Below are 7,568 nucleotides of genomic sequence, written 5' to 3' on the forward strand. Positions count from 1 at the left end.
CCGTTAAATCCCTCCGAACGCGCCAGTGCGGGGTAAAGCTGAGTAGTGAACGCCGACCGTTTAACCGGCGCTACCTGATTTTTACGCCTCTTAAACGGCCACATAGTTACCTCTTGGTTGTAAAGAAACTGCCTTTTTTGGTGTATAGCTTGCGTAGCGCCTGGGTCATGGCATCAACCGTGTCGTCGTGAGCACCAAACGGGAATGTGGTAATTTCCTCGACGGCTTCAGCTATCCAGGGGGCAGTACTCGGGTGTGGCAGCAATACGTTGCCGGATTCCCACTCAGCAGTTACCGCATGAGCGCGGGCGACTTTGCTACCATCCGGCTCGACAGGGATCAGGCCGGATACCGTGGACTTCAACGAATCGATAACAGCAGGCCCGTTAGCTTTGTCCTCAACGTATTTTCGACGACCTTCCGGGAACATATCAGACTGACGTTTAACGGCTTTTAACGTCTGCGTGAAGCTCATGCGGGCGCGTGTCTGATACAACAGGTAGGCGTTGGCGTCTTTTTTGCCCCATACCTGGCCGACAACATAGTCCGTCCCTTCGCTGTCTTTAAAGGTCATATCCCAACTGTGGATAACGGTATCGAATTTGGCTGGCAGATCTTTAGGTAAGTAATATCTGACCCAACCTTCCTGGAATATCTGCCCATCACCCGGTTTGGGCGATTGCTGGTACATTGCCGACCAGAAATAGTCGCCCAAAATAGCTTTCGTCTCTAACAGCTTATCGAGCGGATGTAATTCAGGAACCAGCGCTTCGCCCTGCGCATTAATAGCGGGAAAGGCTAACACCTTAGCTTTCTGCGTTTTCTCTATTACCTGGCCGGATAAATCATCGGTAGCCCAGCGGGTTGCCATAATGATTTCACCGCTATTTTTCGACAAACGAGTTTTAAAAGTCGAAACATACCAGTTCCAGATAGATTTTTTAGTGGTAGGGCTAAGTGCTTCCTTAGAGTTCTTTATTGGATCATCAATAATACCAAGGTCGACTTTTTTACCCGTTAAAGGCCCACCAACACCTGCACAAACATAACTACCCTTGTAGTTAGCTATCCCAAATCCATCGGAATTACGTTTAACTGCTACACCATCTTTAGCTTTATTACCAGACCAGCTTTCAGGAAATAATAACCGGTATTCATCTGATGCCATGATACGTTGCACATCGGCATTCATATCCCCGGCTAAATCCGATGAATATGATAAAGCACCGATACGCTTATCGGGATATTTACCAAAGAAGTACGCCGGAAGATAGCGAGAAACAATATCAGACTTCCCATGTTGCGGCGGCGCACCCAGTATCAAAACGGGGCGTTCCCCCTCTATCATCTCCAGCAGAAATTGATCCAGCGCTTCACAAACTGTTTTAGAAAACGGGCTGGTAATATATTCCGGGTTAATGTACTGAATAAATTCATGCAGACCTCTGCGAGCATGACGGCGCTTTAACAGTTCTTTGGCAGCATCTTCTTTACTGATTACCGATGATTGCTGCAAGTTGTTCATCTGTTAACTCCGATGCGGTATGGGTATGCTGAATAGGTCCACCTTTTGCACCTGTCAGTTCGTTGCTAATCTGGTCACGAAACGCCTGCACACTCATATGCTTACCAAGAAGCTCAAGGTTTTTCACCTTATCAGGCCACTTTATTTTTTTGAGGATACCAACCATTTCACGCTCATCACCCCGGCCTTCAAACATTTCAGCCAGGTCGAAACCGCTTAAATATCGACGCCAGACCAAAGGCCAGTCACTTACCGGCTTAATGGTCATATCTTCATTGAGAATATCCAGTGTATCCATCTGATCAATTTCAACCAGACGTAGCAAAACATAGTTGGCATCAACCCCTAACTGGTCGATTCTTTCCTGTTTCAGTTGGTTGATACGCTGAACAACTTCAGGTTCAAGTAACAGGCGAGGCCCCGCGCTATAGGCTGTTTTTTTGCTATATCCCGCCCGGATCGCTGCCGGGCCAGCTTTTAAGTCAACAATAAATTCCCGGCAAAAAAGCTCTTTCTTTGCGTTGAGTCTTTTTGCCATAAAATAAATTTCCTCTACTCTTTCGGTGCAAAACATACATTACGAATATAATCCTGCAACCCTGCTATTTGACTTCGTGCTTTTTCGATTCGCTTTCTGAGGGTGAAATAATCCCGTTGAGCGGTGTCTGTAAGTCCGGCGCGGCTTGCATCATCCAGGCCGCTGGCGGTGGTGCGACTGGACACGGATTTGCAACTGGCGTTGACACGCAACCGCTGGTTACCAGCGATAACACTACGCTCAAGCTGATCGATAGTAGCCTTAGCATCTGTTAGCTCTCTTGTGTATTTAGCATCAATATCCGCCACAACGCGCTGTCTGGCCTGCATATCAACGACGGTTTTTTGTCTGGTTTCAGCCAGGCCCGATGTGGAGGCATACAGATCGCGGTAATAAACTGTCGTGTGGAACAGCGCCACGACAGCTGCCAGCAGCACACCACAAATGAGCGTTTTCCAGTTCATGGGAGAAACAGTTTGCGTTCTGTGATGCGGCGTTTGCGGAGCCCGTCCAGCGGCACGCCACCAGCATTAATCCATCTGCCAAACTCTGACGCAGCACCTACGTAGTCCCCAACGTTCAATTTTTTCAACAGTGTTGATCTGACAAAATTGCCAGCGCCGACATTGAAGATGAACGATACCAGAGCATCGAACTGGTGCTGATTCAGCAAAACTTTTACGTTCGTTTCGATAACTATTTCTGCTACCTGACAATCTTCTTTTAGCCAGGTTTCGGCCTGAAGGGAAGTACATATATCTCCGCTGCTAACGTTATGTGTGTGGCCATAGCCAATAGTCCATATTCCTGCTGGGCAGCAATATGCTGAAGTTTTCAGATCTTCAAAATTTTTAATTATTTCCAGACCGTTATGGCTGATTTGCATTTTTTATACCCGCTATTCGTTCCCAGAAATAATTCAGAGCAACACTACCCATCGTGCCTGACATACCCGAAGCTATCAGCACATAGTGAATACTCAGCCCGGACTCAATAGCAAGCAAGCCGCCAATTAGCCCAGCAAAACCGGATATTGCTACCTGAGCTAATGCTGCTACCCAGCTCCACGCCAGATTTTTATTTCGCACGTCGATAATATATTTAACGAAACCACCATATATCGACATGGCGGTAATCAGTACCCAGGCAAACACGCCATAAGAACCAGGATCTTTGTATGGCATTTTCATGTTCTCCACCTCCTGAGAGGGTGATATGGATAAGTAAAGAAATAAATCTCAGCACTGCTTCAGATGTCAGACAGCATCTGGCATCGTTAAATAAATATATTCTGTAATATTCAATACCATTTTCACTATAATGAAAATGTGCGCATTGAGATTTATCTCAACCACTTTTTTCGGCCTAAATCTTCAATGCAACTTAATTATCCTTTCAATGCTCCGTTAAAATTACACTACAATTCTTTATGTGAATGACTCACTCCTCCGGGAGTTATGTTTATTGCACCTGCTATCCAGGTCCGTTGTGCGTCTTCTTCGCTTAAAGCAAAACCAGCTGTATGATTCGTACCAACCACACGCCGAACAGGGAAATCAAAAAAATTATCTCTGTCACTCCCCCGATAAGGTGAGTCGTTGGCATGACTGCCTACAATCTCATGGAAATTAGGATTTGTGATAAGCCTCCCGGCACTCACATACCCATAAATATCAGCAGTATACTCCTGAGCTTGCTGAATTGCCCAGGTACTAACCCCACCAAGTGCGCTATATTCATATTCACGTTCAAGAATAGCTGACAATTCAGGTGAAATGTCACGGTTATGAACAGAAGCAATATGCCTTGCAGATTCCATGGCCGGATAAAAATTTTCTCTCGCATTTATCGTATACACCCATCTGGTTTCACGAGGTTGTATTGATCCGAGTGCAAACTCTAAAGCAATATCCATGCTGGAAGTGGTCGAAACGAAGTTAGACGTTGGTTTTTTACCTTTGGCAACGGCACCGCTAGATGTCATGCCCGTCAAATGCCCCATCAGATTATTGTTCTCCCCGTAGGGCAAGAAACCTTCTTGAAATATGATGCCAGGTGGGCGCTTATCTCCTCGGTATACCCATGAGGGTGGCGCTGAGAATGCCTGAAAAGAAATAAAGAAACAAAAAAAATAAACTATTATTCTCATATTAACCCTACCACATAACAATCAGGTAAAATATCAAAATTAAGATATAAAAAGCTCAGTCATAATTACATCAAAAAGATTCAATGGGCTTAAATAACATTCAAATATTCTACTCTTTCATTTCTATCCCGACCAGGGAGTCCCCTGTTGATGAGCCATGCCCTGTGTCACCGAGAGTAATAGTGACGCGGGCGCCAGTGCTATAAGAAAGCTTCGCCAGCTCGAACATTGCAAGGCTACTGGTATAATTATTATCACAGTCCCACTTTGCATAATATTTATTTCCCTCCTGTGTTCTGTAATAAACAAAACACACTTTTGTATTACTCTTAACTGTAAGTATTTCTGAATTAGGGTGAACAGCCGCAACATGAATTGCATAAGAGCTAAAACTTAACATAGCCAAAACTGGAAGTATAAAAAATCTAAAAATTTTCATGTTAACCTTTAAATCTTATCGTTACACACAGGTATAAATGGTAGAATAAAAAAAACATGGCAGTCTTTGCCTACGCTAGATTTATCACCCTTGGTTGAGGGCAAGCGCTATTAATTCATCAGCGCCTTTGGAAGATAGCGTAATATCTATTTTCAGACCGGAAAAATAGGCAGCGGTAGCCAAGTTAAGCATGGAGTCTCCATTAGTGGAAGGACATTTCCACATGACATAATAATTACGACCTTTATTTGTATAGCCTATAAAACAATTATTATATATGTTTGACTTGACCTCGAAAAGTTTTACTCCTGTTAAGGTATACGCTCCAGCCATCACAGGAGCGGAAAGGATAAAACAAAAGCCAGCACTCACGACAATACTTTTTATAAATTTCATATTCCCTCCGAATAAAAATTTAATACTTCATTTACACTGCACGTGCAGTTAATAAATACCGCCATACATGACACGCTTTACAGCCCCAGGCATATGTCAGGGGCAGAATCAGAATGCGTTAAATGGGTTGAAAACGGGGGGTATTTAACATAATGGTTCTTAACCGCACCGGCAAAAATGCACTCGTTTAAAATGTCACCCTAACGCCGCAAAAGTACATGTTTTCCCGGCGTTATTTGGTTAAAAACAGCAGCAACATTTTTATAACAAAACGCCACTATTGGCATTCAGCCAAATCAGCATGTGAACGGCTCCTTTTTGACAGTTTCACGTTTTCAGTAGCCCAGAAACACGAAAGCCCCGCATCCGAAGAAGCGAGGCTTTGAAATTGAGGTCGTAAAATTAAATCATAATTCTAGATGCTAGAAGATTAGCATAGGTTTTTGGACGTCCGCAAGAGGTTCAGGCAAAACAACAATCGGATCCATATCAAGCCGAACGGCCATCGCAACTAAACACCCCTCTAAAAACTCCTCTGACGAACGCAAAGAGCGCGTAACATTAAATCTGGGAATATCCATTGCCTCTGCAATAAATCGAGTTGTGCGGCCCCCGATGAAACGCTGCCCCAGGATCAGGATGTCTTCTGCATGGCGTACCGTGCTCATATGCGCGACGCAGGTATCAATTGCTAATCCGTCCTCGTCGGAGCAGCCCGGCTTACCAGCTTCGGGTTTGCGTCCGGGTGTTACCGACATCGCAGGCCAGTCCACCAGTGAGCAGTATTCTTCACTCGCAGCCCACCGGCCCCACCGTTCTAAAACTTCTTGCATATTTCTGCGCATAGCTTTTGACCTCAACATTTCTCAACAAATCTGGTGTTATTCGCTATCCGGCGTATTAGCCGGAAAATTCCAGGTGCCCATAAACACTGGTATTCGGCCCGTCCCATAGCTCAAGTTGAAAATTGTCATCACAAATCGAACATCCCAAATCAATCGCTACAGTCATACCGCTATCGTGAGCACGCAGAGCTACGTTGCGTATACGCACCTGATCGCCTTCACAACGCGGGCAGGTGATCTCGTTAATTTCGTTAACATGGTTTTTTAAGCCAGAAGTTTTCATCTCAGTTTCTCCTGTTTGGTTATTGGTAAATTTTTGCGGCTTTCACCGCTCTACCGTTTCCGGTTCGCTGGCATTGCATATGAATATTCGATGAATAAAAATTGGGACGGCTTAGGTGGGACAAACCCCTCCCCCCTAAAGGGGGGAGAGGGGGTTGTGTCCCGCTACCTGCGCTTGCCGTGATGTCCCGCTTGTCCCGATTAGAAACCCCTTTAAAATCAACGCTGGGACAAATCATGTCCCGCTGTCCCGCATCTTGTCCCGCTAAAATTTGTCGCGCCAAAAACAAATGATTTTTAATGCAAAATAGTTGCATAAAAATTGATTCTGCATTTTTATGCAAATTTGTTATTTTCTGCAAGTTGGTAAATTTAATCATTTTTACCCTCTTCAAACGGTGCACCAGTGCCCAGCGCATCGGTTAAAATGCCACTATCTGATTCCGCTATATCACCTGATTTTTTCATACGATTTAGTTCTCTGCGGAAAGTATCCTCTTTGCCACCATCGTCAATCCATAACGTTTTAAGCTGCTCACGGCTGATACTTCCGCCAGCGGCATCCAGTTGTCCCCAAATCCAGGTAGCAGTAGTTTTTTTACCTTCGCCATTGCGCATTTCCATCATTAACGGTTCGATTTCAGCCAGAGGAACATCTTCGAAAACGCGCTCGGTTGTCAGCCTTACGGGGTCATACACATCCCCCTCGATACTGGTGTACTCATCATCGAACATCTCATACCCGGCGATAACTTCATCAGGCAACTGGGCGGTTGGAACCAGATAGCCCCGGACGGGCTGCACCGGGCCAGTACGCTGCTTCTCATTTATAAGGTTCACCGCGTCGTCAATGCGCTCAACGCGAATAACCGCATCGGCGTTAGCAAAAGCAGCAGAAGAGCCACGCATTCCTTTGCTGCTGTCCTTACCGCTATGGTGTACGGGTATCACCGCTGCGCCAGTCTCATTAACGATCCGCGTCGCACCCGCCATAAACTTTGCCACGTCGCTGGCGCTGTTTTCGTCGCCCTGCATCATTGACTGCGACAAAGTATCAACAGCAACAATCCTTACAGGCTCACCAGTAACTTGCTCAATCCGCCTGATTTCTTTGATGATGGCGCTGACCCGTGCCGGAACAGAGAGATCGACCGCCAGCGGCAACGTGTAGAAAAGTTCAACCGGTTTACCACCGTTATATTTACCCGCCCAGGCACCAACACGCGGCATAACTGAACTGCCACCTTCAGCAGCAACATACAGAACCGTGTCAATACCGATCGAATTCTGACCCACCCTGCCAAAGTAAAACTGACCCACCCCCTTTGAATCATTCGAGCGTTGTTGCTTTCGTTTTCTTCTGGAGTTGACCGCTTTTCAGCTTATCTTTCAGT

The 7,568-nt window shown here is 45.5% G+C and carries 12 protein-coding genes; all 12 read right to left on the reverse strand.

Features of this window, described 5'->3' with window-relative positions; all coding sequences use genetic code 11:
* Nucleotides 1-106 precede the first annotated feature (106 nt).
* Complete coding sequence (gene terL / locus QRY16_RS21055; RefSeq protein ID WP_289777942.1) at nucleotides 107-1,525, reverse strand: phage terminase large subunit; 1,419 nt, start codon at nucleotides 1,523-1,525, stop codon at nucleotides 107-109.
* The gene (locus QRY16_RS21060) at nucleotides 1,491-2,063 is read right to left on the reverse strand and encodes a terminase small subunit (RefSeq protein ID WP_289777943.1); all 573 of its coding nucleotides are present in this window, start codon (nucleotides 2,061-2,063) and stop codon (nucleotides 1,491-1,493) included. Before QRY16_RS21060 ends, terL begins: the two co-directional genes overlap by 35 nt.
* Nucleotides 2,064-2,077: 14 nt before the next feature.
* Entirely contained in the window at nucleotides 2,078-2,527 is a 450-nt protein-coding gene (locus QRY16_RS21065; RefSeq protein ID WP_289777944.1) for a lysis protein, read from the reverse strand.
* On the reverse strand, nucleotides 2,524-2,949 hold the full coding sequence (locus tag QRY16_RS21070; protein WP_289777945.1) for a lysozyme: 426 nt from the start codon (nucleotides 2,947-2,949) through the stop codon (nucleotides 2,524-2,526). The genes QRY16_RS21065 and QRY16_RS21070 overlap by 4 nt, the downstream gene beginning before the upstream one ends.
* Nucleotides 2,933-3,253, reverse strand: a complete 321-nt coding sequence (locus QRY16_RS21075) for a phage holin family protein (RefSeq protein WP_289777946.1) — start codon at nucleotides 3,251-3,253, stop codon at nucleotides 2,933-2,935. The genes QRY16_RS21070 and QRY16_RS21075 overlap by 17 nt, the downstream gene beginning before the upstream one ends.
* 227 nt (nucleotides 3,254-3,480) lie before the next feature.
* Nucleotides 3,481-4,212, reverse strand: coding sequence for a scabin-related ADP-ribosyltransferase (locus QRY16_RS21080; RefSeq protein WP_289777947.1), 732 nt, complete (start codon nucleotides 4,210-4,212; stop codon nucleotides 3,481-3,483).
* Nucleotides 4,213-4,321: 109 nt separating this feature from the next.
* Entirely contained in the window at nucleotides 4,322-4,651 is a 330-nt protein-coding gene (locus tag QRY16_RS21085; protein ID WP_289777948.1) for a hypothetical protein, read from the reverse strand.
* A gap of 84 nt (nucleotides 4,652-4,735) precedes the next feature.
* Entirely contained in the window at nucleotides 4,736-5,047 is a 312-nt protein-coding gene (locus QRY16_RS21090) for a hypothetical protein (RefSeq protein WP_289777949.1), read from the reverse strand.
* A 422-nt stretch (nucleotides 5,048-5,469) separates the two neighbouring features.
* Nucleotides 5,470-5,892 carry an antiterminator Q family protein gene (locus QRY16_RS21095; RefSeq protein WP_289777950.1) on the reverse strand — a complete coding sequence of 141 codons (423 nt, stop codon included), beginning with the start codon at nucleotides 5,890-5,892 and terminating at the stop codon, nucleotides 5,470-5,472.
* Between the two features lie 55 nt (nucleotides 5,893-5,947).
* Nucleotides 5,948-6,175 carry a hypothetical protein gene (locus QRY16_RS21100; RefSeq protein ID WP_289777951.1) on the reverse strand — a complete coding sequence of 76 codons (228 nt, stop codon included), beginning with the start codon at nucleotides 6,173-6,175 and terminating at the stop codon, nucleotides 5,948-5,950.
* 19 nt (nucleotides 6,176-6,194) lie between these two features.
* Nucleotides 6,195-6,554, reverse strand: a complete 360-nt coding sequence (locus tag QRY16_RS21105) for a hypothetical protein (protein WP_289777952.1) — start codon at nucleotides 6,552-6,554, stop codon at nucleotides 6,195-6,197.
* The gene (locus tag QRY16_RS21110; RefSeq protein ID WP_289777953.1) at nucleotides 6,547-7,494 is read right to left on the reverse strand and encodes an AAA family ATPase; all 948 of its coding nucleotides are present in this window, start codon (nucleotides 7,492-7,494) and stop codon (nucleotides 6,547-6,549) included. Before QRY16_RS21110 ends, QRY16_RS21105 begins: the two co-directional genes overlap by 8 nt.
* Nucleotides 7,495-7,568 lie beyond the last annotated feature (74 nt).

It is taken from the genome of Mixta mediterraneensis (assembly GCF_030283135.1).
Classification (GTDB): domain Bacteria; phylum Pseudomonadota; class Gammaproteobacteria; order Enterobacterales; family Enterobacteriaceae; genus Pantoea; species Pantoea mediterraneensis.

Bases quoted from the DNA above. Each gene is read 5' to 3' on its own strand.
- terL (WP_289777942.1), bottom strand. From the start codon at position 1,525: ATGAACAACTTGCAGCAATCATCGGTAATCAGTAAAGAAGATGCTGCC.
- QRY16_RS21060 (WP_289777943.1), bottom strand. From the start codon at position 2,063: ATGGCAAAAAGACTCAACGCAAAGAAAGAGCTTTTTTGCCGGGAATTT.
- QRY16_RS21065 (WP_289777944.1), bottom strand. From the start codon at position 2,527: ATGAACTGGAAAACGCTCATTTGTGGTGTGCTGCTGGCAGCTGTCGTG.
- QRY16_RS21070 (WP_289777945.1), bottom strand. From the start codon at position 2,949: ATGCAAATCAGCCATAACGGTCTGGAAATAATTAAAAATTTTGAAGAT.
- QRY16_RS21075 (WP_289777946.1), bottom strand. From the start codon at position 3,253: ATGAAAATGCCATACAAAGATCCTGGTTCTTATGGCGTGTTTGCCTGG.
- QRY16_RS21080 (WP_289777947.1), bottom strand. From the start codon at position 4,212: ATGAGAATAATAGTTTATTTTTTTTGTTTCTTTATTTCTTTTCAGGCA.
- QRY16_RS21085 (WP_289777948.1), bottom strand. From the start codon at position 4,651: ATGAAAATTTTTAGATTTTTTATACTTCCAGTTTTGGCTATGTTAAGT.
- QRY16_RS21090 (WP_289777949.1), bottom strand. From the start codon at position 5,047: ATGAAATTTATAAAAAGTATTGTCGTGAGTGCTGGCTTTTGTTTTATC.
- QRY16_RS21095 (WP_289777950.1), bottom strand. From the start codon at position 5,892: ATGCGCAGAAATATGCAAGAAGTTTTAGAACGGTGGGGCCGGTGGGCT.
- QRY16_RS21100 (WP_289777951.1), bottom strand. From the start codon at position 6,175: ATGAAAACTTCTGGCTTAAAAAACCATGTTAACGAAATTAACGAGATC.
- QRY16_RS21105 (WP_289777952.1), bottom strand. From the start codon at position 6,554: ATGATTAAATTTACCAACTTGCAGAAAATAACAAATTTGCATAAAAAT.